The sequence below is a fragment of the Streptomyces anulatus genome (assembly GCF_014650675.1).
Taxonomy (GTDB): Bacteria; Actinomycetota; Actinomycetes; order Streptomycetales; family Streptomycetaceae; genus Streptomyces; species Streptomyces anulatus.
Genome location: NZ_BMVK01000006.1, coordinates 25501 through 47787, shown reverse-complemented (window position 1 = coordinate 47787; position 22287 = coordinate 25501). Strand labels below are relative to the sequence as shown.

The 22287-nt window shown below is 72.7% G+C and carries 18 protein-coding genes; 10 read left to right on the top strand and 8 right to left on the bottom strand.

The annotated features are described in order from the left end of the window. Positions 1 to 33: 33 nt before the first annotated feature. The gene (locus tag IE272_RS16655) at positions 34 to 1305 is read right to left on the bottom strand and encodes a glycoside hydrolase family 18 protein (RefSeq protein ID WP_050359339.1); all 1272 of its coding nucleotides are present in this window, start codon (positions 1303 to 1305) and stop codon (positions 34 to 36) included. 385 nt (positions 1306 to 1690) lie between these two features. Here IE272_RS16655 and IE272_RS16650 point away from each other — a divergent pair, with 385 nt between their 5' ends. Beyond that, positions 1691 to 2863, top strand: a complete 1173-nt coding sequence (locus tag IE272_RS16650) for an acyl-CoA dehydrogenase family protein (protein WP_050359338.1) — start codon at positions 1691 to 1693, stop codon at positions 2861 to 2863. 429 nt (positions 2864 to 3292) lie between these two features. Here the strand turns inward: IE272_RS16650 and IE272_RS16645 are convergent, their stop codons facing one another. Then, positions 3293 to 3691, bottom strand: coding sequence for a hypothetical protein (locus IE272_RS16645; protein ID WP_190007191.1), 399 nt, complete (start codon positions 3689 to 3691; stop codon positions 3293 to 3295). 201 nt (positions 3692 to 3892) lie between these two features. On the opposite strand from IE272_RS16645, the gene IE272_RS16640 reads away from it, so the two are divergent. The 4 genes from IE272_RS16640 to fxsA all read left to right on the top strand — a co-directional run bounded on the left by IE272_RS16640 (position 3893) and on the right by fxsA (position 8103). Continuing rightward, positions 3893 to 4333 (top strand): Lrp/AsnC family transcriptional regulator, encoded by a 441-nt coding sequence (locus IE272_RS16640; RefSeq protein ID WP_010057405.1) that lies wholly within the window; start codon positions 3893 to 3895, stop codon positions 4331 to 4333. Positions 4334 to 4402: 69 nt separating this feature from the next. Further along, entirely contained in the window at positions 4403 to 6049 is a 1647-nt protein-coding gene (locus IE272_RS16635; protein WP_050359336.1) for an amidohydrolase, read from the top strand. Positions 6050 to 6636: 587 nt separating this feature from the next. Further along, positions 6637 to 7404, top strand: coding sequence for a polyprenol monophosphomannose synthase (locus IE272_RS16630; RefSeq protein ID WP_050359335.1), 768 nt, complete (start codon positions 6637 to 6639; stop codon positions 7402 to 7404). Positions 7405 to 7494: 90 nt separating this feature from the next. After that, positions 7495 to 8103 carry an FxsA family membrane protein gene (gene fxsA / locus IE272_RS16625; RefSeq protein ID WP_190007190.1) on the top strand — a complete coding sequence of 203 codons (609 nt, stop codon included), beginning with the start codon at positions 7495 to 7497 and terminating at the stop codon, positions 8101 to 8103. A gap of 168 nt (positions 8104 to 8271) precedes the next feature. Here fxsA and IE272_RS16620 read toward each other — a convergent pair whose 3' ends face one another. The 4 genes from IE272_RS16620 to yczE all read right to left on the bottom strand — a co-directional run bounded on the left by IE272_RS16620 (position 8272) and on the right by yczE (position 11808). After that, positions 8272 to 8646: an RNA polymerase-binding protein RbpA gene (locus IE272_RS16620; RefSeq protein WP_003959706.1), complete on the bottom strand. Its 375-nt coding sequence runs from the start codon at positions 8644 to 8646 to the stop codon at positions 8272 to 8274. Positions 8647 to 8911: 265 nt separating this feature from the next. Continuing rightward, positions 8912 to 10285, bottom strand: coding sequence for an MFS transporter (locus IE272_RS16615; protein WP_073960330.1), 1374 nt, complete (start codon positions 10283 to 10285; stop codon positions 8912 to 8914). A gap of 45 nt (positions 10286 to 10330) precedes the next feature. Continuing rightward, positions 10331 to 11092: a glycerophosphodiester phosphodiesterase family protein gene (locus tag IE272_RS16610; protein WP_057661607.1), complete on the bottom strand. Its 762-nt coding sequence runs from the start codon at positions 11090 to 11092 to the stop codon at positions 10331 to 10333. Next, positions 11089 to 11808: a membrane protein YczE gene (gene yczE, locus IE272_RS16605; protein ID WP_056703338.1), complete on the bottom strand. Its 720-nt coding sequence runs from the start codon at positions 11806 to 11808 to the stop codon at positions 11089 to 11091. Before yczE ends, IE272_RS16610 begins: the two co-directional genes overlap by 4 nt. Before the next feature lie 102 nt (positions 11809 to 11910). Between yczE and IE272_RS16600 the strand changes: the two genes are divergently transcribed. Next, positions 11911 to 13410 carry an SCO1417 family PLP biosynthesis transcription factor gene (locus tag IE272_RS16600; protein WP_050359330.1) on the top strand — a complete coding sequence of 500 codons (1500 nt, stop codon included), beginning with the start codon at positions 11911 to 11913 and terminating at the stop codon, positions 13408 to 13410. Between the two features lie 94 nt (positions 13411 to 13504). Here IE272_RS16600 and IE272_RS16595 read toward each other — a convergent pair whose 3' ends face one another. Then, the gene (locus tag IE272_RS16595; protein WP_190007189.1) at positions 13505 to 15190 is read right to left on the bottom strand and encodes a hypothetical protein; all 1686 of its coding nucleotides are present in this window, start codon (positions 15188 to 15190) and stop codon (positions 13505 to 13507) included. 37 nt (positions 15191 to 15227) lie between these two features. After that, positions 15228 to 15422 carry a hypothetical protein gene (locus tag IE272_RS16590; protein ID WP_003970432.1) on the bottom strand — a complete coding sequence of 65 codons (195 nt, stop codon included), beginning with the start codon at positions 15420 to 15422 and terminating at the stop codon, positions 15228 to 15230. Between the two features lie 327 nt (positions 15423 to 15749). Between IE272_RS16590 and IE272_RS16585 the strand changes: the two genes are divergently transcribed. From IE272_RS16585 to IE272_RS16570, 4 genes are all read left to right on the top strand, one after another. Continuing rightward, positions 15750 to 16142 (top strand): ankyrin repeat domain-containing protein, encoded by a 393-nt coding sequence (locus IE272_RS16585; protein ID WP_047175649.1) that lies wholly within the window; start codon positions 15750 to 15752, stop codon positions 16140 to 16142. A 290-nt stretch (positions 16143 to 16432) separates the two neighbouring features. Then, entirely contained in the window at positions 16433 to 17851 is a 1419-nt protein-coding gene (locus IE272_RS16580; RefSeq protein ID WP_073745126.1) for a HEAT repeat domain-containing protein, read from the top strand. A 53-nt stretch (positions 17852 to 17904) separates the two neighbouring features. Next, positions 17905 to 18477: a DUF4240 domain-containing protein gene (locus tag IE272_RS16575; RefSeq protein WP_050359327.1), complete on the top strand. Its 573-nt coding sequence runs from the start codon at positions 17905 to 17907 to the stop codon at positions 18475 to 18477. Between the two features lie 123 nt (positions 18478 to 18600). Then, entirely contained in the window at positions 18601 to 22284 is a 3684-nt protein-coding gene (locus IE272_RS16570; RefSeq protein WP_190007188.1) for a hydantoinase B/oxoprolinase family protein, read from the top strand. Positions 22285 to 22287 lie beyond the last annotated feature (3 nt).

Genomic DNA, 22287 nt, shown 5'->3' with positions numbered 1-22287 from the left:
CCCCGCCCGTCCCGTCCGTCGGCCTCCCGGCCGCTAGCGGATCGCCTTGATCAGCTCACCGTTCCCGGTGTCACCGCTCAGCTCCCAGAAGAACGTGCCTCCCAGGCCCTGTTCGTTCTTGTAGTTCATCTTGGTGCCGATGGTCTCCGGGGTGTCGTAGCTCCACCAGTTGGTGCCGCAGTGCGCGTACGCCGTACCGGCCACCTTGCCCGTGGCGGGGCAGCTGTTCTTGAGGACCCGGTAGTCCTCGATGCCCGCTTCGTACGTACCCGCCGCCGCACCGGTAGCGCTGCCGCCCGGCTCGGACTGGGTGACGCCGGTCCAGCCGCGGCCGTAGAAGCCGATGCCCAGCAGCAGCTTCTCCGGCGGGATGCCGAGGGACTTCAGCTTGGAGATCGCGGCGTCGGAGTTGAAGCCCTCCGTCGGGACGCCCGGGTAGGAGGTCAGCGGGGAGTGCGGTGCCGTCGGCCCCTTCGCCTCCCAGGCGCCGAAGAAGTCGTACGTCATCGGCAGGTACCAGTCGAGGTGCTTCGCCGCCCCCGCGTAGTCCACCGCGTCGATCTTGCCGCCGTCGGAGCCGTCCGCGGTGATCGCCGAGGTGACCAGGTCGGTCCCGAAGGACTTGCGCAGCTCGCCCAGCAGGTTGCCGTACGCGTCGCGGCCGCTGGTGTCACAGGTGAGACCGCAGGCGTTGGGGTACTCCCAGTCGATGTCGATGCCGTCGAAGACATCGGCCCAGCGGGGGTCCTCCACCAGGTCGCGGCAGGACTTCGCGAAGGCGGCCGGGTTCTGCGCCGCCTGGCCGAAGCCGCCGGACCAGGTCCAGCCGCCGAAGGACCAGAGGATCTTGAGGTCCGGGTGGAGCTTCTTCAGCTTGCGCAGCTGGTTGAAGTTGCCGCGCAGCGGCTGGTCCCAGGTGTCGGCGACCCCGTCGACCGACTGGTCGGCCGTGTAGGCCTTCTCGTAGTCGGCGTAGGAGTCACCGATCGTGCACTTGCCGCCGGTGACGTTGCCGAAGGCGTAGTTGATGTGGGTGAGCTTGTCCGCGGAACCCGACGTCTCGATGTTCTTGACGTGGTAATTGCGGTCGTACGTACCCCAGTTGGTGAAGTATCCGATCACCTTGTCGCCCGCCGCCGTGGGGGCGGCCTCGGCCGCGGCGGGGGCAGCGGCCGGCTGTGCGGCGGGGGTGGCGCCGGCCGGGGACATTCCCGCGACGCCGAGCAGGGTGGCGCCGAGGGCCGCCGTACAGGCGGCCGCGGCGAGCGCCCGGAGCCGGGCGCGGGGACGGTGCAGCTTGAACATCGTGGCTCCTCGTGGGGGAGGGCTGGTGCGTGGGGGGTGCTGGCCGAACTGCGGGCGGGAGCGCCCGGTTTGACATGGACGCGATAGACGTCCGGTGGAACCGTAGAAGGACTAGACCAGTTGGGTCAATGGTTCGGACCAATTCGCCGGTGGTCCGCAGGCACTCCCGGCCGTCCGGCCTGCGCGTTGACCCCGTGACGGGAGGCATCCGATCGGGCATACTCATCCCGCCACAGCCGATGACCGTGCCACCCGTGACCCGGAAGGGCAGGATCGGCGGGGCAGTCTGTTTTTCCCGGGTCACTTCCGGGAGATCACCCGGCGGCGCCTCTCCCACCCCGAGCGCGCGACCGCCGCAACGCCCGACAGGGAGGAGAGCGCCGTCATGTCCGACCGTGCCCCGCAGCCGGTGGAACGCCGTCTGCCCACCGAGGAGTCCCGGCAGCTCGTCGCGCTCGTCCGCGACATCGTGTCGAAGGAGATCGCTCCCCGGGCGGCCGAGGAGGAGGAAGCCGGAGTCTTCCCGCGAGAGGTCTTCACCCTCCTGTCCGAGGCCGGACTCCTGGGACTTCCGTACGACTCCGCCCACGGTGGCGGTGACCAGCCCTACGAGGTCTACCTCCAGGTCCTGGAAGAACTGGCCGCGGCCCGGCTCACCGTCGGTCTCGGCGTCAGCGTCCACTCCCTCGCCTGCCACGCCCTGGCCGGATACGGCACCGACGCGCAGCGCGCCGCGCACCTGCCGGCCATGCTCTCCGGCGGCCTGCTGGGCGCCTACTGCCTCTCCGAACCCGCATCCGGCTCCGACGCCGCCTCCCTGCGCACCAAGGCCGTGCGGGACGGGGACGACTGGGTCATCACCGGCACCAAGGCCTGGATCACCCACGGTGGCGTCGCGGACTTCTGCACCGTGCTCGCCCGCACCGGCGTCGAGGGCCCCCGCGGCATCACGGCCTTCCTCGTCCCCGGCGACGCCGAGGGGCTGAACGCCGCTCTCCCCGAGAAGAAGATGGGGATGAAGGGCTCGCCGACGGCCCAGCTCCACTTCGACGGCGTACGGGTCGGCGACGACCGGCGCATCGGCGAGGAGGGCCAGGGCTTCGCCATCGCCCTGTCCGCGCTCGACTCCGGGCGCCTCGGCATCGCCGCCTGTGCCGTCGGGGTCGCCCAGGCCGCCCTGGACGAGGCTGTTCGGTACGCCACAGACCGGCGGCAGTTCGGCCGCCCCATCGCGGACTTCCAGGGGCTGCGGTTCATGCTCGCCGACATGGCCACCCAGATCGAGGCCGGCCGTGCGCTGTACCTGGAGGCGGCGCGACTGCGGGACGCGGGGGAGCCCTTCTCCCGGCAGGCCGCCATGGCGAAGCTGTTCTGCACGGACGCGGCCATGCGGGTGACCACCGACGCCGTACAGGTGCTCGGCGGATACGGCTACACGCTCGACTTCCCGGTCGAACGGCTGATGCGCGAGGCGAAGGTGCTCCAGATCGTGGAGGGCACCAATCAGATCCAGCGCATGGTCATCGCGCGCCACCTCGCGGGTCCCGAGACGCGCTGAACCGCAGCGGCGCCTCGGGCCAGGGGGGCAGTGCCGCGGCCTGGTTCCACTCCGGGTCGCGGCGGCCCGGCAGTGTGCGGCCGTCGCTCTCCCACTGCCTGAGCAGCGCGCTGTAGATCGGCGGGTCCACGGGGGTGCCCAGGGGCGAGGTCCCCGTGGAGCGGGGCAGCGGCTGTACGGGCGTTCCCGGCTGCGGAACCGATTCTTCGGGGGCGGGTGCGGCAAGACGGCGGCGACCCGGACCGACTGTTGAATGCAGCGTGGTCATACGGGGCCAACGCCGCAGGGCGGGCCGGGGTCACTGCCGCGCCGATTCGAGCGCTCGTTCGCGGGTGCCCGCACCTTGTCGCCGGCGACCGGGGGTGCGGGACCGCGGGCACCACGGCGGCCGGGCCGTCGTGGTGCTGGGCAGGGCGTACGGCGTACGGGTCAGGCGGCCTCGTGCCGCATCCACGGCACACGCAGCGGACGGGAGCCGGGTCCGCCGGCGTGCGAGAAGGGCTGCATCCGCCAGTCGAGCCCCTGGGGGAGCGTCAACAGCAGCCCCGCCTCCTGCTCCTGGAGCTCCAGCGTCTCGTCCGCGGGCCGGGCTTCGCTCACGCCGCGGCCGGTTCCGGCGCAGACGGTGAGGACGAAGGGGTTCCACGGCGTGGGGCACCGGGCGTGCTCCGGCAGGACGTCCTCGTCGGCCAGCAGCGCGATGGGCTGGGCGCAGTCCGGGCAGATCACCCGGACCATCTCGAACATGTCGTACGCGTCGGCGCTACCGTCGTCGTCCGGATCGACAGGCTCCGGTTCGGTACGTTCGGTGAGCTTCAGGCTCTGCATGGAAATTCCCCCCTCGGGTGGGCCACAAGGCGCCACGGCCTCGACCACAGCAAGCACTTCCCGTCGCGGATCGCCGGTAACCGCGAGGCGGCCCGCTACCGACCCGTGGACCTGTGGCATTCGTCACATGCTGCCCGCAGGTGCCGTTCCGTGACCCGCGCGACTGTGCCGAGCGGTGCCCGGGGCCATAGGTTGATCCACATGGAGGAGCTGGACCGTCAGATCGTTGAGTTGCTCGTCAAGGACGGGCGGATGAGCTACACCGACCTGGGCAAGGCCACGGGCCTGTCCACTTCGGCGGTTCATCAGCGCGTCCGCCGACTGGAGCAGCGCGGGGTGATCCGCGGCTACGCCGCGGTCGTCGACCCCGAGGCCGTCGGGCTGCCCCTCACCGCGTTCATCTCGGTGAAGCCGTTCGACCCGAGCGCACCCGACGACATCGCCGAACGGCTCGCCGGGGTGCCCGAACTGGAGGCCTGCCACAGCGTCGCCGGGGACGAGAACTACATCCTGAAGGTGCGCGTGGCGACCCCGTTGGAGCTGGAGCATCTGCTCACCCGGATCCGCACGCTCGCCGGCGTGTCCACCCGGACCACCGTCGTCCTGTCCACCCCGTACGAGGCCCGGCCCCCGCGTATCTGAACGGCGGGCCGCCGCTCCGTGAGGGGGGCCGGGGACCGGGCGGCGGCCGACAGGCGCGAGACTGGTCCCATGAGCCAGAGCACCGCCCCCCAGAGCGCCCCCGAACACCGCACCGTGCTGTTGCGCGGCGGAGACGTCCACAGCCCGGCCGACCCGTTCGCCACCGCGATGGTCGTCGAACGCGGGCATGTCGCCTGGGTGGGGTCCGAAGGAGCCGCCGACGCCTTCGCGAGCGGCGTGGACGAGGTGGTCGACCTCGAAGGCGCCCTGGTCACCCCGGCGTTCACCGACGCCCATGTGCACACCACGGCCACCGGCCTGGCCCTGACGGGGCTCGACCTCTCCGGCGCCCGCACGCTGTCCGAGGCACTCGGCCTCGTCCGTGCGTTCGCGAAGGGGCGCCCTGCCGGGGACGTTCTGCTCGGACACGGCTGGGACTCCGCCCGCTGGCCCGAGCGCCGCCACCCCTCGCGCGCCGAGCTCGACGGGGCGGCCGGCGGCCGGGCCCTGTACCTGCCGCGGATCGACGTGCACTCCGCGATCGTCACGACCGCCCTGCTGGACCTCGTCCCCGGCGTCACCGCGATGACCGGTTACCACCCCGACGCGCCGCTGACCGGCGACGCCCACCACGCGGTACGGGCCGCCGCCCACGGCGCGCTCCCGGCCGCCCAGCGGGCCGCCGCGCAGCGCGCCGCCCTCGACCACGCCGCCTCCCTCGGCATCGGCAGCGTGCACGAGTGCGGCGGGCCCGAGATCTCCGACGAGGAGGACTTCACCTCCCTCCTGGCCCTCGCCGCCGAGCGGCCGGGGCCGCGCGTCCTCGGCCTCTGGGCCGAGGAGATCGCCGACGAGAAGGACGCCCGGCGCATCCGCGAACTGGGCGCGATCGGCGCGGCCGGCGACCTGTTCGTCGACGGCTCCCTCGGCTCGCACACCGCCTGCCTGCACCGGCCCTACGCGGACGACCCGCACACCGGCACCGCCCACCTGGACGCCGCCCGGATCGCCGCCCATGTCACCGCCTGCACCGAGGCGGGCCTCCAGGCGGGCTTCCACGCCATCGGCGACGCCGCGGTCACCGCCGTGGTGGACGGCATCAGGGCCGCCGCCGGGACGCTCGGCCTCGATCGGATCCGGGCCGCCCGCCACCGCGTCGAACACGCCGAGATGCTCACCCCCGAGACGATCGCCGCCTTCGCGGAACTGGGACTCACCGCCTCCGTCCAGCCCGCCTTCGACGCCGCCTGGGGCGGCCCGGAGGGGATGTACGCCGAGCGCCTCGGCGCGGAGCGGGCCGCCACCCTCAACCCGTACGCGGCGCTGCTGCGCGCCGGAGTGCCGCTGGCCTTCGGCTCCGACAGCCCGGTCACCCCGCTCGACCCCTGGGGCACCGTGCGGGCCGCCGCCCACCACCGCACCCCGGAACACCGCATCTCGGTCCGCGCCGGGTTCACCGCGCACACCCGCGGCGGCTGGCGGGCCGTCGGCCGTGACGACGGTGGCCTCCTGGTGCCCGGCGCCCCGGCCGACTACGCCGTCTGGCGCACCGCCGAACTCCTGGTCCAGGCCCCCGACGACCGGGTCGCCCGATGGTCCACCGACCCCCGGTCCGGCACGCCCGGTCTGCCGGATCTCGACCCCGGTGCCGACCTTCCCGTCTGCCTGCGGACCGTGGTCTTCGGACAAACTGTCTACGTACGACCGAACGAGTGACGTCGGGACATTTCGTACCGCCGATCGATGGCCCGATCACCGGTCCGCGACCTGCGGCCCCTCGGCACTAACCAGGCAATATCGGAAAAAGTCGCAGGTCGCACGGCTGTTGACAGAAAGCGCCCACGGGCCGGTAGGTTCGGCCGGGTCCACCACAGGACGTCCGACCGGTTAAACCTCCACGCAGTCGTCGAACGCCGCTGGGTCATGAGGTGGTGTGCCGCACCGGCGCACCACCGCTGACAGCCAGGTTCAGCGCCCGCGCCTCGGGGGCGAGGGAAGGTTTCAGCCGGACGGAGGGTGGGACCCGGGTGGGGCCCGGACGTTCAGTAGACAACGGCTTTCGGTCGACCCGCAGCCAGCGGGTCCCAGGTCGGCCCGAAGGGCGCCGGGCCCCGATCCGAAGTTCCGACGCTTTCTCTCGCGCTTCTCTCCCAGGGGAGGGGCACCGTGTCGTGGACCCGTGTTCTGTCCGCAGTTCCACGGGTCTGTCCGCGCCGCGCCGCACGCCCGCGCGACCGCGTCGGAGCCCGGCGGCGATGTGCTGGATATGGTGTCCCCCTGTGTACGGACTTTAAGGGGCAGTAGTGAACGACGGCGGTCAGAGGCAGTTCGGCCCGCTCGGCAAGGTTCTGGTGATCATCCCGACCTACAACGAGGTCGAGAACATCGGGCCGATCGTCGACCGGGTGCGCACCGCCGTCCCGGATGTCGACATCCTGGTGGCCGACGACAACAGCCCCGACGGCACCGGCAAGGCGGCGGACGAGATCGCCGCGGCCGACGACCAGGTCCACGTCCTGCACCGCAAGGGCAAGGAAGGGCTCGGCGCCGCCTACCTCGCGGGCTTCGCCTGGGGCTCCGAGCACGGCTACGGCGTGCTCGTCGAGATGGACGCCGACGGCTCCCACCAGCCCGAGGAGCTGCCCCGGCTGCTCACCGCGCTCAAGGGCGCCGATCTGGTCCTCGGATCCCGCTGGGTGCCGGGCGGTCGCGTGGTCAACTGGCCCAAGAGCCGTGAGGTGATCTCGCGCGGCGGCAGCCTCTACTCGCGGCTCGCCCTCGGTCTCTCCGTCCGGGACGTCACCGGCGGCTACCGCGCCTTCCGCACCGGGACGCTCGACGGTCTCGGACTGGGCGAGGTCGCCTCGCAGGGCTACTGCTTCCAGGTGGATCTCGCCCGCCGCGCGGTCGAGGCGGGCTATCACGTGGTCGAGGTCCCCATTACCTTCGTCGACCGGGAGATCGGCGACTCCAAGATGAGCCGGGACATCCTCGTCGAGGCGCTGTGGCGGGTCACCGGCTGGGGCATCACCTCCCGCGCGAACAAGGTCCTGGGCCGCAAGACCCTCTGAGCCCCTGACCGGCGGATGAGGGCGTCGCCCGACCGGCTTCATGATCACCCCCTTACGCCGCTTGCACGCCCGTACAGGCACACTGGGGACATGACGACCGGCACTCTGCCCCCGACCCGTCCCCGGCGCTCGCGCGCCCGTAGATTCCTGCCGCTGGCCCTGGCCGCCTGGCTGGTCCTGGAGATCTGGCTGCTGACCCTGGTCGCCTCGGCCGCGGGCGGCCTCGTCGTGCTGCTGATCCTGGTGGCCGGGGCCGTGCTCGGCGCCGTGGTGATCAAGAGCGCCGGCCGGCGCGCCTTCAAGAACCTCACCGAGACCCTCCAGCAGATGCCGGGGCAGCCCGGCGCTCCGGCCACGCCGCCGGCCGCCCCCGCGGGCGGCAAGGGCTCCCGGGGCAACGGGCTGCTGATGCTGGGCGGGCTGCTGCTCCTGATCCCCGGTCTGATCTCCGACGCGGCCGGGCTGATCCTGCTGGTGCCACCGGTGCGCACCATGGTCAGCCGTTACGCGGAGCGCTCGCTGGAGCGCCGTATGCGGGCCGCGACGCCGGGGGGCCTCTCGGACGCCTTCCAGCAGGCCAGGATGCACCGGCCGGACGGCAAGGTCGTCCAGGGCGAGGTCATCCGCGAGGACGGCTCCCAGGCGCCCTCCGGGCCCGACGACGACCCTCGGGGCCCCCGCCCGCCCCTCACACCCTGACGGAAGGCTCCCGGCCGCACCGGTTCGGCCGCACCGGCGCCCGGCCGCACCGGGGCCGTGCCGTCGGGACGATCCCTCGGGGCATGCCGAAGAGCCGCGGGCCGTGACACAGGTTCTGTGTCACGGCCCGCGGCTCTTGGTGCTGTGCTGCTGTGCGGTGTTACGCGGTCAGGCAGACTTCCTGCTGTCCCGCGGGTGCACGGCGATGTTCATGGCTCCGGAGCGCAGAACCGCCAGCCTCTCGGCCAGCACCTCCTCCAGCTCCTCGCGGGTGCGCCGCTCCATGAGCATGTCCCAGTGCGTGCGCGCCGGCTTGCCCTTCTTCTCTTCGGGGCCGTCCCCGTCCACCAGGAGTGCCTGGGCGCCGCACGCCTTGCACTCCCACTCCGGCGGAATCTCTGCCTCTACCGAGAACGGCATCTCAAATCGATGTCCGTTCTGGCATGCGTACTCCACCGCCTGGCGCGGGGCCAGATCGATGCCGCGGTCCGTCTCGTAGCTGGTAACCACAAGTCGCGTGCCGCGGAGAGCTCGCTCACTCATGAATCGTGCCTCCCGGGCTTGTCGCCCACAGGACAAAATGTCGCTGTCGTCGTCATCCGGTCAACGTCCGGTCGGCGGTAAAGATTCCCGTTGCCGGTCATGCGTCGCCCGTCGTGCCGCTGCTTTATCTGGGTTGAGTACCCGCCCATGCCCGGTTTGTCACCTCTGGTGAATGTTGTCACTCAACGGTTGGGCCGCTTCCACTGGCAGTAACGGTCCTCCGGGCAGGCCAAAGACGTATACTACCGCCCTTTGAGTTCAACGTCTAAATCCGTTCCGGCACGGGGTTGCCCGCGGCCTCCACCGCACGCCTCACCGGGACCCGTGCGAGCAGCACCGCGCCGAGCGCGAAGAACACGATCAGCGAGATGATCGCGTCCCGGTAGCTGCCGGTCAGCTGGTACGCCAGACCGAACACCAGGGGCCCCAGCCAGCTCAGTCCGCGGTCGCTCAACTCGTACGCGGAGAAGTACTCCGCCTCCTTGCCGCGCGGCACCAGATGCGAGAACAGCGACCGTGAGAGGGCCTGGCTCCCGCCCAGCACCAGTCCGATCGCCGCCGCCAGGACGAAGAAGAACACCGGAGCGTCGGAGGGCAGCAGATAGGCGGAGATCAGGATCAGGGTCCAGATCACCAGCGACCCCAGAATCGTGCGTTTCGCGCCGTGCGTCCGGGCGAGCCGCCCCATGCCGAGCGCCCCCGCCACCGCCAGGATCTGCACCAGCAGCACGGCGACGATCAGCGTCGTCTGATCCAGGCCCAGCTCCTCGGAGCCGTACAGCGAGGCCTGCGAGATCACCGTCTGGATCCCGTCGTTGTAGACGAGATAGGCGAGCAGGAAGGAGAGCGTCAGCGGGTGGCGCCGCATGTCGCGCAGGGTCGCTCTCAGCTGCTGCCACCCGGATCCGACCGCTCCCTCGCCGCCCGGCGGGATCCGGCGGTCGCGCAGCCGGCGCAGCGGTACGAGAGTGAACGCGCCCCACCACAGACCGGCCGAGGCGAGGCAGATCCGCACCGCGTCGGACTCCGTGAGCCCGAAGGACTCGTGGCCGGTGTACAGGATCAGGTTGAGGATCAGGACGATGGCGCCCGAGGTGTAGCCGAAGGCCCAGCCGCGCGAGGAGACCGCGTCGCGCTCCTCCGGCTCGGCGATCTGCGGCAGGTAGGCGTTGTACAGGACCGTCGACACGGAGATGGAGGCGTTCGCCACGATCAGCAGGAACGCGCCCAGCAGATAGCGGTGGCCGTCCAGGAAGAACATCCCCGCCGTCGCCGCGGCCCCCGTGTAGGCGGCCGCCGCCAGCAGCGGCTTCTTGCGCCCCGTGCGGTCCGCCGCCGCGCCCACGATCGGCATCAGCACGACGGCCACCACGATGGACGCCGACACGGAGTACGCGAACAGCGAGCCCGCGCGCACGGGTATGCCCAGCGGGTGCACGAACCCGTCGGGATCCGCCGCCGCCTTGGCGATCGACGTCAGATACGGACCGAGGAAGACGGTCAGCACGCTGGTGGAGTAGACGGAGCACGCGAAGTCGTAGAAATACCAGCCGTGCTGCTCCCGCCTGCGGGCGGCCGCTGCCGCGTCATCCGGCGGCTGCCCGGACGGATCGGCCTTCCCTGTGGTCCCGGTGCTCAAGCCGCGCCCCCTCGGTCGTCCCTGTGGACGTGGACGGACCGGGCGTCAGGACCATGCCCCCCGCTCGGATAGCACCGTACGCAGCGTCTCGATGTGATCGGTCATGATGCCATCCACGCCGAGGTCCAGGAGCGCCGCCATCCTCTCCGGCTCGTTCACCGTCCAGACGTGCACCTGGAGCCCGAGGGCGTGCGCCGTGCGGACGAAGCGGGCGTCCACCACCGGGACGGAGCCCTGCCGCTCCGGGACCTGGGCGCAGACAGCGCCCGAGCGCAGCGGCGCCGGGATGCCGTACGAACGCAGGCGCAGCGCCAGGACGCCGCGCACCCCGTACGAGGTGGCCAGCCGGGGGCCCGCCAGGCGGTGGGCGCGGGCCACCCGGGCCTCCGAGAACGAGCCGACGCAGACCCGGTCCCAGGCGTCGGTGCGACGGATCAGGTCGAGCAGGGGCTCCAGCGCCGATTCCGCCTTCAGGTCCACGTTCCAGCGGGCCCGGGGGAACTCCTCCAGCAGCTCCTCGAAGAGCGGGAGCGGTTCGCCGCCCCCGACCCGGGCCCGGCGCACCTCGCTCCAGGGCAGCGCGGAGATCCGGCCCCGGGCATCGGTGACCCGGTCCAGCGTCGCGTCGTGGAAGGCGACGAGACGGCCGTCCGCCGTGGTGTGCACATCGGTCTCGAAGTAGCGGTAGCCGGCTTCGGACGCCCGGCGGAAGGCGGTCGCTGTGTTCTCCGCGCCGTCCGCCGCCCCGCCGCGATGGGCGAAGGCGATCGGCGTCGGGTGGTCGAGATAGGGGTGGCTCGGATTCACTGCGGCAGTATGGCCTGCCCGGATGCCGGGTCGGCAACGGGGCCGGAACCGGCGGGCGGCGCGCTGGTGGACGGCTCGTCCGGAGCGACGACGGCACCCGGGCCGGCGGGCTCGGGGAGCGCGAAGATCCGCAGGAAGAACTGGGCCAGCGGGCCGATGGCCAGCGCGTAGAGCACCGTGCCCGCCCCCAGCGAGCCGCCCAGCAGGAAGCCGGTCACCACGACCGCCACCTCGATCGCCGTGCGGACCAGCCGGATGGAGCGCCCGGTGACCCGGTTCAGCCCGGTCATCAGCCCGTCGCGCGGCCCCGGCCCGAACCGGGCCGCGATGTACAGCCCGGTCGCCACCCCGTTGAGCACGATGCCCAGGACCATCACGGGAACGCGGAACCCGAGCCCGTCCAGGTCGCCGACCACGGCGAGCGTCCCGTCCATCGCCAGCCCGACCACGAAGACGTTCGAGACCGTGCCGAGCCCCGGCCGCTGGCGCAGCGGGATCCACAGCAGCAGCACCACCGCGCCGATGATGATCGACACCACGCCGATCGATATCCCGGTCAGCTCCGCGAGGCCCTGATGCAGCACACCCCACGGCTCCAGGCCCAGCTCGGCCCGCACCAGGAGCGCGGAACTCGCCCCGTACAGCGTGAGGCCGACGTACAGCTGGACCAGCCGCCGGGTGAGATGAGTGGTGCTCCGGCCGGTGGTCCTGGCCACGTCGTGCCCCCTGCTGTAGTGGTAGTGGACTGCTTCATGTCACTCTGTGGCAGGGGATCGGTCGCCAACTATGGCCAATTCGAGGAAGGTGGACTGATTTCGATGGCGCAGTGGACATCGACGGTGGGAGCGGCCCAGCTCGCCCGGCAGCTCCGGTCGCAACAGGCGCGGCCCACCGGACCGGGCGGCCGCAAGCCGCCCGCCTACCGTGCGCTCGCCGACGGTGTGCGGCTGCTCGTCCTGGAGGGCCGCGTCCCGGTCGCCGCCCGGCTCCCGGCAGAGCGCGAACTCGCCCTCGCCCTGGCCGTCAGCCGTACGACCGTCGCGGCCGCCTACGAGGCGCTGCGCGCCGAAGGCTTCCTGGAGTCCCGGCGCGGCGCGGGCAGCTGGACCGCCGTCCCGGCCGGCAACCCGCTGCCCGCCCGCGGCCTCGAACCGCTGCCGCCGGAGTCGCTCGGCTCGATGATCGACCTGGGCTGCGCGGCCCTGCCCGCGCCCGAGCCCTGGCTGACCCGCGCCGTCCAGGGGGCGCTGGAGGAGCTGCCGCCGTACGCCCACACGCACGGCGACTACCCGGCCGGACTGCCCGCCCTGCGGCAGATGATCGCCGACCGCTACACCGCGCTCGGCATCCCGACCATGCCCGAACAGATCATGGTCACCACCGGCGCGATGGGCGCCATCGACGCGATCTGTCACCTCTTCGCGGGCCGCGGCGAACGGATCGCGGTCGAGTCCCCCAGTTACGCCAACATCCTCCAGCTGATGCGCGAGACGGGCGCCCGTCTCGTCCCGGTCGCGATGGAGGAGGGGCTCGGCGGCTGGGACATGAACCGCTGGCGCCAGGTGCTGCGGGACGCCGCGCCCCGGCTCGCCTATGTGGTGGCCGACTTCCACAACCCCACCGGCGCGCTCGCCGACGAGCAGCAGCGCCGGGACCTGGTGGACGCGGCCCGGTCCGCCGGAACGGTCCTGGTCGTCGACGAGACCATGAACGAGCTGCGCCTGGACGCCGACATCGACATGCCGCGCCGGGTCTGCGCCTTCGATCCGGCGGGCAGCACGGTCCTGACCGTCGGCTCGGCCAGCAAGGCCTTCTGGGCCGGAATGCGCATCGGCTGGGTGCGCGCCGCCCCCGACGTCATCCGCAGCCTGGTCGCCGCCCGCGCCTACGCCGACATGGGCACCCCCGTCCTGGAACAGCTCGCCATCAACTGGCTCATGGGCACGGGCGGCTGGGAACAGGCCGTCGAGGTCCGGCGGAGCCAGGCGCGGGAGAACCGGGACGCCCTGGTCGCGGCGGTGCGCCGGGAGCTGCCGGACTGGGAGTTCGCCGTGCCACGCGGAGGTCTGACGCTGTGGGTGCGCACCGGGGGCCTCTCCGGATCGCGGCTGGCCGTGGCGGGTGAACGGGTCGGCGTCCGGGTGCCTTCGGGCCCCCGCTTCGGGGTCGACGGGGCCTTCGAGGGGTACGTACGGCTGCCGTTCACGGTCAGCGGGCCGGTCGCCGACGAGGCGGCCGTACGGCTGGCCGCGGCGGTGGACCTGGTGCGCTCCGGGGCGGGCGTGGGGGCCGACACCCCGCGCAGCTTCGTGGCCTGACCGGCAAGGAACCCCCTAGCGGAGACGACTGCGGGCGGGGAGCGGACCGTCGATGGTCCGCTCCCCGCCCGCAGTGCCATGTCGGGCTCCCCGTTCAGCTCTCGGCGCCCGCCGGCTGCGCCTTCGCCAGCGGCTCGGACGGCCTGGCCTCGGCGACCATCGCCTCCACCGGAACGGCCTCGGCCGTACGGGCCGGGGCTTCCACCGCCACGGGGACCTGCTCCGTCGCGGGCCCTTCGTCGGCGGGCTCCCGCACCGGCGTCGCCTCCATCGCGGAGTGCCGGCCGGGCAGCAGGTCGAGCACCGCCTGCCGGTGCGCGTCGCCGGTGGCATCGTCGTACGGGTCGGGGGTGGCGGGCACCTGGAGCCGCAGGACCGGGCCCGCGCCGAGGCGGACGTAACCGCGCCCCGGGGGGACCTCGTGCGGCGGCGTCGTGTGCGGTTCGGCGCCGAGGACGGCCTCGATCTGCTCGCGGGAGGCCGGCCCGAGGACCGCGCGGGCGCGGGTGTGGGTCCGTACGGTCTCGGTCAGGGTGTCCAGCGCGTCGAACTGCTCGGCCAGCACGACGGTGACCTGGGCGGCCCGGCCGTGCCGGAGCGGGATCCGGAGCAGTTCCAGCGGGTCGGGCCTGCCGTCGGCCACCGCGAGGTGGCCGAGGACGCCGGGGCGGTCCAGCAGGATCCACAGCGGGCGCAGGATGTCGTCCGGCACCCGGTGGCCGCTCTGCCGGGCCCGGTTGGCGGCGATCAGGCGGCGCTCCGTCTCGTGCGCCGCCCACTCCAGCGTGGCCAGCGCCCCGCCGAGGCCGGACTCCACGGCGAGGACGCCGCTGCGCCCGGCGAGGGCGCCGTACTCACCGGTGCCGCTGCCGTCGACGACGATGACGTCGCCGTTCTGCAGGGCCTGGAGGGCGATCGAGCGGACCAGGGTGGTGGTGCCGCCGCCGGGCTGTCCGACGGCCAGCAGGTGCGGTTCGGTGGAGCGGCCGCCGGTCCGCCAGACCACGGGCGAGGCGTCGACCGTCATGTCGCCGTCGCGCACGGGGACGGTGCGCGAGACGGCGTCCGGGTCGGTGAAGCCGAGCACCGTCTCGCCGGGGGCGGTGACGAAGCGCTGGGCGGCGATCGTCGTGGGGAGCGCGTCCAGCACGGTCATGACGAGACGGTTGGCCTCCTCGTCCCAGCCGAAGTGGTACTCGCGGCCCCGGCCGGACTTGGTGTGGAGCAACTGCTCGATCCGGGAGCGGGCGGCCGCCTCGCCGTCCGTGAAGTACGCGGGGTAGGAGATCCGCAGGCGAGTGAGCCGCCCGTCGGCGTCGAAGGCGTACCCGTCGAACGCCTTCGCCCAGTCGCCGCCGTGGGCGAACAGCGGATCGGGGTCGTCGGCCGTCGAGAAGTACGGCACGAGCGCCTCGTACAGCGACCGCAGGCGCGCGGTCTCCGACTCGGCGGGCCCGGTTCTCACCGGGGTCCGCTCCCGCCCCTTCCACGCGGCGGCGCCCATCACCGTGACCAGGGTCAGGATCGGCCCGTAGGGGACGAGCGCCACCACCAGCACGCAGGCCGCGCCGAGGAGCAGCTTGGGACCACGCCGCTCCTTGGGCGTCGCGACCCACTTCTGCCGGCCGGACACGGCCAGCAGCCGTAGCCCGCGGACCACCGTGATCAGCGGATGGAGGACATCGGTGGCACTGTCGGCGGCCGTGCGCGCGATCTCTCTGCTGCGAGTGATCGAAGCGCTGCCGCTGCTCAGAATGCGGGGGAGTGGTCGCCGGGCCACATCGGTCTCCTGAAGGGGTGGGAGCGGTTGCGGAGCGTCAGAACTTGATCCCGCCCAGCAGGCCGGCGAGGCTCGCCCCGCCCGCCGTGATGCTCGGTGCGATGGCGGTGCCGGCCAGGTAGAAGCCGAACAGGGCACAGACGATGGCGTGGGAGGCCTTGAGCCCGTCCTTCTTGAAGAACAGGAAGACGACGATGGCGAGCAGTACCACGCCCGAGATGGAAAGGATCATGAGCGGTTCTCTCCTGGTTGAAGGGGACAGTCACCATGAGTCCTTCCAGGATCACGAGAAGTATCTATACGACAAAAGGTGCAATCGAGTGAATATCCTGCGCTTTCACTTGACTGGCCCACAGAAGTCGGCCCCCGGAGAGCGGCATCACCTCGTCCGTGCCGGGCAGGATCAGCCGCGGTGATCCCTTGCCGTATCCGGGCCGGGTCATGTCGGCCCGGGAGCAGTACCCTGTCGATTCACTCGTACGGACCCGTGCCGTACTCCCCACCAGGTCAACCGCGGCGGTGACACCCGCGGCAGCAGTCAAGGAAGGCGGCCCGTCCGATGAGCGAAACCCCTGATCCCGAGGTGGTCGAGCTGGCGACCAAGGTCTTCGACCTGGCCCGCGCCGGCGACACCGAGGCGCTCACGGCGTACGTCGAGGCCGGAGTCCCCGCCAACCTCACCAACGACCGGGGCGACACGCTGCTCATGCTCGCCGCCTACCACGGGCACGCCGGGACGGTCGCGGCCCTCGTCGCCCGTGAGGCCGACCCGGACCGGGCCAACGACCGGGGCCAGACCCCGCTGGCCGGAGCCGTCTTCAAGGGCGAGGACGCCGTCATCGACGCCCTGCTCGCCGCCGGCGCCGACCCGGCCGCCGGAACGCCGTCCGCGCTGGACACGGCCCGGATGTTCGGCAAGTCCGACCTGCTGGAACGCTTCGGTGCCCGGTAGGGCGCCGGCGGGCTCGCCCCCGGGCGCGTCCGCCGTGGGCTCCGCTGACCGGTCCGTCGTAAATGTGGTCGCGGTGGCGAAATGGCTGGGTCATCATGACGTCGCGGGCCCGCTCAGGGCCACCGACGAGAGGCAGAGGAAGATGCTCTACACCAGGCGAAAGACGGCGGTCGGCCGATCATGTCACTGCGCGGCGTAACGGTGTCCCCCCGGACACCCCCGCGTCCCGAGAGGCGCGGGGCACTGCACAGTCCCGGTTGCGTCGACAGCTTGATGTGAGGCTTTCTCCCATGTTCGATCCGTTCATAGCGCCGAGCGGCACCCTGCTCGGCCTGTTGCAGAGGGGCCGCGGCGACGGCACGCTCCACGCGCTCGCCGCACCACGCCCCGAGGCCCTCGCGGCTCTCAACCACTGCGTCGTGAGCGACCCCCGTCACGACTGGCAGGTGGAGAACCGCTCCCTCTACTACGCGCGCCTCTACCTCGACCTCGACGGCGGTATCGAGGAGATCGAGCGACACCTCGCCGATCCCGACGACCACATCGATACCGACGACTCCCGGACCGGTCTGGCGCTGTCCGTCCTCGGCCACCTCGCCTCCTACGGACGCGACGACGCCCTGGCCCTGCTCCGTCGCTACGCGGCGACCGGCGCCAACTGGGCCTGGGCCCTGGACGAGCTCGCCCTGCGCGACGACGACGCCGGCCTGCGCTCCCTCGCGCTGCCCGTCCTCGCCCGCTTCCCGGACACCGACCAGGGCTCGGCCGATCTCGCCGCCGCCGTACGGGACTCCTTCGAGCCGCGCCCCTGGCGGCTGTGGGCCGACGACCCGCGCGCGGCGGTCGGCGCCCGGGTCAGGGCCGCCGGCGAACAGGGCTCGTTCGACCGATGGCAACGCCAGATGCGCCCCGGGGGTCCCCGCCCCGGCTGGAGTGTCCAGGCCGTCTTCGACTGGGCCCAGCAGGCCCTGGAACGCGGCAGCGAACTGCACGTCCCCGCGGCCCGCTGCCTCTCCGCCGTCGCCGGACCCGACGACCTGCCCCTGATCGTCGAGGCCGCCCGCAGCGGCCCCGAAGGCGCCCGCTGCGCCGCTCTGCACTACCTCGCGGAGGCGGGCGACCCCGCCGTCCTCGACCTCATCGAGGCCGCCGCCGTCAGCCCGGCCCGCACCGTCGCCGACACGGCCATCGCCGCCTTCGAGCGGATGACCTGCGACGACGCCGTGGAACGGGCCCGGCGCTGGGCCCACCGCCCCGACGCCCTCGGGGCCTCGGCCGCCGGAGTGCTCGCCTGCCGAGGCACCGCCCAGGACGCTCCCCAAGTCCTCGGCGCGCTGCGGGAGGCCGTACGCGGCGACGGACCCGACGCCCCCCGGCTGTGGACCCTGGTCGACGGGGCGGGCCGCCTCGGCATCGCCTGCGCCGCCCCCGTGCTGCGCCACGTCTACCGCGAGACGTCCTCCTCGCACCTGCGGGGCAGGGCCGCGCGCGCCCTGGCCGCCACCGACCCGTCCTACGCGACCGGGTTCGCGGTGGAGTGCCTCTGGGACTGCGAGGAGACCACCCGCGAAGTGGCCGCCCTGCACGCCGAGACCGGAGACGTCCGCGTCGCCGAACGCCTGCGCCGCCTCGCCACCGACCCGGCCGAGGAGGCCGAGGTCCAGACGGCGGTACGGAGCCGGATCGGCCCGGACGCACCGGCCCTCTGACCGCGGGCCCGGGAGGAGGGTCGTTGTCAGACCCTCCTCCTAGGCTTTCCGGCATGGACATCAACGAGTGGTGGGGGCTCGTCGAACGGGCCCGCGAAGCGGCCGGGGACCGGGCGGACGACCGGGACCCGCCCGACGACCCCCTGCCCGGAGCCCTGACCGACGTGCTCGCGGCCCTGGAGCCGGAACGGATCGCCGCGTTCGCCGTCACAGCGGTGGACGTGACCCGGTCCGCCTACCGCCGGCCCCTGTGGAACGCGGCGTATCTCATCGAGGGCGGCTGCGGCGACGACGGGTTCATGGACTTCCGCGACGGGCTCGCCCTGCTCGGGCGGGAGATCTTCACCCGGGCGGTGGCCGATCCCGACTCCCTGGCCGGACTGCCGGTGGTGATCCGGATGAGCCGGGGGGAGAGCGGCTGGATCGGATACGAGTCCCTGAACACCCCGACAGCCGAGGCCTACCGCCGCCTCCGGGGCGAGACCGCCTCCCTCGACGCCGCCGTGGAAGCGGCGCTGCGCGACCGCATACGCCCGGCGGACCCCGCGGGGGAGAGCTGGGACGCCGAGGACGCCGACGCGGCACACCGGCATCTGCCCCGGCTGGCGGCGCTCTTCCTGGACTGACCGCTTTCCCGGTCCGGCCCTCGCTGACCCGCACGCTCGCAGTCGTGCGCGCCCGTGCCCGCAGTCTTCCGGGCCCGCGCCCGCAGTCCTGCGCGCCCGCGGGCGCGGGCACAGAATGGCGCCATGACCGGACGCTGGGAGTTCTGGATCGACCGGGGCGGCACCTTCACCGATGTGGTGGGCCGCCGCCCCGACGGCCGCCTGATCACCCGCAAGCTCCTCTCCCACGACCCCGACCGCTACGACGACGCGGCCGTCGCCGGAATCCGGCTGCTCCTCGGCCTGGACCCCGGCGAGCCGGTGCCCGCCGACCGGGTCGCCGCCGTCCGGATGGGCACCACCGTCGCCACCAACGCCCTGCTGGAGCGGCGGGGCGAACCGACGGTCCTGCTGATCACCGAAGGCTTCCGGGACGCGCTGCGGATCGCCTACCAGAACCGGCCCCGCCTCTTCGACCGGCACATCGTCCTGCCCGAATCCGTCCACGAGCGCGTGATCGAGGTCCCCGAACGCCTCGACGCACGAGGCCGCACCGTACGCCCTCTCGAACTCGACCCCGTACGCGCACAGTTGCGCGCCGCCCACGCCGACGGTCTGCGCAGCGCCGCCGTCGTCCTGATGCACGGCTACCGCCACCCCGCCCACGAACGGGCCGTCGCCGACGCGGCCCGTGAGGCCGGCTTCACCCAGGTCAGCAGCTCCCACGAGGTCAGCCCGCTGATCAGGCTCGTCCCCCGGGGCGACACCACGGTCGTCGACGCCTACCTCTCACCCGTCCTGCGCCGGTACGTCGACGAGGTCGCCGCCCGCCTCGACGGGATCCGCCTGATGTTCCTCCAGTCCAACGGCGGCCTGCGCGAGGCCGCCCGGTTCCGGGGCAAGGACGCCGTCCTCTCCGGCCCGGCCGGAGGCGTCGTCGGCATGGTCCGCACATCGCGGCAGGCGGGATACGACCGTGTCATCGGCTTCGACATGGGCGGCACCTCCACCGATGTCTCCCACTACGCCGGCACGTTCGAACGGGAACTGGGCACCGAGGTCGCCGGGGTCCGGATGCGCGCCCCGATGATGAGCATCCACACCGTCGCGGCCGGCGGCGGTTCCGTCCTGCACTTCGACGGCAGCCGCTACCGGGTCGGCCCCGACTCGGCCGGCGCCGACCCCGGCCCCGCCTGCTACCGCCGGGGCGGTCCCCTCACCGTCACCGACGCCAACGTGATGCTCGGCCGCGTCCAGCCCGGCCACTTCCCGGCGGTCTTCGGCGAGGGCGGCGACCTCCCGCTCGACGCCGACCTGGTGCGGACGCGGTTCGCGGCGCTCGCCGACGAGGTGGGGCGCGCCACCGGGCGGCGACCGGACGAGGCGGAAGCCGCCGCGGGCTTCCTGGAGATCGCCGTGCTCAACATGGCCAACGCCGTCAAGAAGATCTCCGTGCAGCGCGGCCACGACATCACCCGCTACGCCCTCACCGGCTTCGGCGGCGCGGGCGGCCAGCACGTCTGCGCGGTCGCCGACGCCCTGGGCATCGACACGGTCCTCGTCCCCCCGCTCGCCGGGGTGCTCTCCGCGTACGGCATCGGCCTGGCCGACGCCACCGCCATGCGCGAGCAGTCCGTGGAGGAGGAGCTCGACCGGGCCGCCCTGGAGCGCGTGGAGAGGCTCTGCGCGGAGCTGGCCGACCGTACCCGCGAAGCCCTGCGCGCCGACGGAACACCGGACTCCGCGATCACGACCCGGGCCCGCGTCCTGCTGAGGTACGCCGGGACGGACGCGGCGCTGCCGGTGGACCTGGACACGGAGACCGCCATGGCGGAGGCGTTCGCCGCCGCCCACCGGGCCCGGTTCGGCTTCACGATGGACAAGCCCGTCGTCGTGGAGACGGTCTCGGTGGAAGCCACCGGGGCCACCGAAGCCACCGGGGCCACCGAAGCCACCGGGGCCACCGGCGGTACCGTGCCCGCCACCGGTTCCGGTCCGCGCGACGACCGCCCCGGCACCCCTCCGGGCCCCGCCGACACCGTGCACCTGTACGCCGAGGGGCGATGGCAGCGGGCCCCGCTGTACCGCCGGACGGACCTGCGCCCCGCCGACACCGTCACCGGGCCCGCCGTCGTCGCCGAGGACGACGCCACCACGGTCGTCGACCCCGGCTGGGCGGCCGAAGCAGGCCCGGCCGGGCACCTCGTCCTCACCCGCAGCCGCCCCCGGCCCGAACGCACCGCCGTCGGCACCCGGGTGAACCCGGTGATGCTGGAGGTCTTCAACAACCTCTTCATGTCGATCGCCGAGCAGATGGGCGTCCGCCTGGAGAACACCGCCCACTCGGTCAACATCAAGGAGCGCCTCGACTTCTCCTGCGCCCTGTTCGACGCCGAGGGCAACCTGATCGCCAACGCCCCGCACATCCCGGTGCACCTCGGCTCGATGGGCGAGTCGATCAAGGAGGTCCTGCGGCGCAACGAGGGGAGCCTGCGCCCCGGCGACGTGTACGCCGTCAACGACCCGTACCACGGCGGCACCCACCTGCCCGATGTCACCGTGGTGACCCCCGTGTTCGACGAGGGCCGAGCAGGAGAGCCGGACCGCCTGCGCTTCCTGGTGGCCTCACGCGGGCACCACGCCGAGATCGGCGGCATCACCCCCGGCTCCATGCCCGCCTTCAGCCGGACGATCCACGAGGAGGGGGTGCTCTTCGACAACTGGCCGCTCGTCCGCGACGGCCGGCTGCGCGAGGACGAGACCCGCGACCTGCTCACCTCCGCCCCGTATCCCTCCCGCAACCCGGACACCAACCTCGCCGACCTGCGCGCCCAGATCGCCGCCAACGAGAAGGGCATCGCCGAACTGCGGCGCATGACCGACCAGTTCGGCGCCGACGTCGTGGACGCCTACATGGGCCACGTCCAGGACAACGCCGAGGAGTCCGTACGCCGCATCGTCGCCGGACTGCACGACGGCCACTGCCGCTACGAGACCGACAGCGGGGCCCTGATCCAGGTACGGCTGACCGTGGACCGGGACGCCCGCAGCGCCCACCTCGACTTCACCGGAACCTCGCCCCAGCAGCCCGGCAACGCCAACGCGCCCCGGTCCGTCGTCATGGCCGCCGTCCTCTACGTCTTCCGCACCCTCGTCGGGGAGGACATCCCGCTCAACAGCGGCTGCCTCAAACCCCTGAAGGTGACGATCCCGCCCGGCTCCATGCTCGACCCCGCCTACCCGGCGGCGACCGTCGCGGGCAACGTGGAGACCTCCCAGGCGGTCACCGGAGCCCTGTACGGAGCGATCGGCGGCCAGGCCGAGGGCTCCGGCACCATGAACAACCTCACCTTCGGCAACGACCACGTCCAGTACTACGAGACGATCGCCAGCGGATCCGGAGCGGGGGACGGCTTCGACGGAGCCGACGCCGTACAGACCCATATGACCAACTCCCGGCTCACCGACCCCGAGATCCTGGAGTGGCGGCTGCCCGTCCTGCTGGAGGGCTTCACCGTCCGGGACGGCAGCGGGGGAGCGGGGCGGTGGCACGGCGGCGACGGCGTCGAGCGTCGAATCCGCTTCCTGGAACCGGTCACGGTCGCCCTGCTCTCCGGACACCGCCGCGTCCCGCCGTACGGAGCCGGCGGCGGGGAGCCGGGGGCGCCCGGGGAGCAGCACATCGAGCGGGCCGGAGGCGAAGCGGTACCGCTGGAGGGCTGCGACACCGCCGAACTGGACGCCGGAGACGTGCTCGTGGTGCGCACACCGGGCGGCGGAGGATACGGACCCGCACGGACCCGACCTCGCACGGGACCGGTCGCATAAACG

Excerpts from the sequence above, each read along its gene's own strand:
- IE272_RS16635 (WP_050359336.1), top strand. The coding sequence starts at position 4,403 with ATGAGCCAGAGCACCGCCCCCCAGAGCGCCCCCGAACACCGCACCGTG.
- IE272_RS16655 (WP_050359339.1), bottom strand. The coding sequence starts at position 1,305 with ATGTTCAAGCTGCACCGTCCCCGCGCCCGGCTCCGGGCGCTCGCCGCG.
- IE272_RS16580 (WP_073745126.1), top strand. The coding sequence starts at position 16,433 with ATGTTCGATCCGTTCATAGCGCCGAGCGGCACCCTGCTCGGCCTGTTG.
- IE272_RS16640 (WP_010057405.1), top strand. The coding sequence starts at position 3,893 with ATGGAGGAGCTGGACCGTCAGATCGTTGAGTTGCTCGTCAAGGACGGG.
- IE272_RS16590 (WP_003970432.1), bottom strand. The coding sequence starts at position 15,422 with ATGATCCTTTCCATCTCGGGCGTGGTACTGCTCGCCATCGTCGTCTTC.
- IE272_RS16600 (WP_050359330.1), top strand. The coding sequence starts at position 11,911 with ATGGCGCAGTGGACATCGACGGTGGGAGCGGCCCAGCTCGCCCGGCAG.
- IE272_RS16570 (WP_190007188.1), top strand. The coding sequence starts at position 18,601 with ATGACCGGACGCTGGGAGTTCTGGATCGACCGGGGCGGCACCTTCACC.
- fxsA (WP_190007190.1), top strand. The coding sequence starts at position 7,495 with ATGACGACCGGCACTCTGCCCCCGACCCGTCCCCGGCGCTCGCGCGCC.
- IE272_RS16585 (WP_047175649.1), top strand. The coding sequence starts at position 15,750 with ATGAGCGAAACCCCTGATCCCGAGGTGGTCGAGCTGGCGACCAAGGTC.
- IE272_RS16575 (WP_050359327.1), top strand. The coding sequence starts at position 17,905 with ATGGACATCAACGAGTGGTGGGGGCTCGTCGAACGGGCCCGCGAAGCG.
- IE272_RS16620 (WP_003959706.1), bottom strand. The coding sequence starts at position 8,646 with ATGAGTGAGCGAGCTCTCCGCGGCACGCGACTTGTGGTTACCAGCTAC.
- IE272_RS16650 (WP_050359338.1), top strand. The coding sequence starts at position 1,691 with ATGTCCGACCGTGCCCCGCAGCCGGTGGAACGCCGTCTGCCCACCGAG.
- IE272_RS16645 (WP_190007191.1), bottom strand. The coding sequence starts at position 3,691 with ATGCAGAGCCTGAAGCTCACCGAACGTACCGAACCGGAGCCTGTCGAT.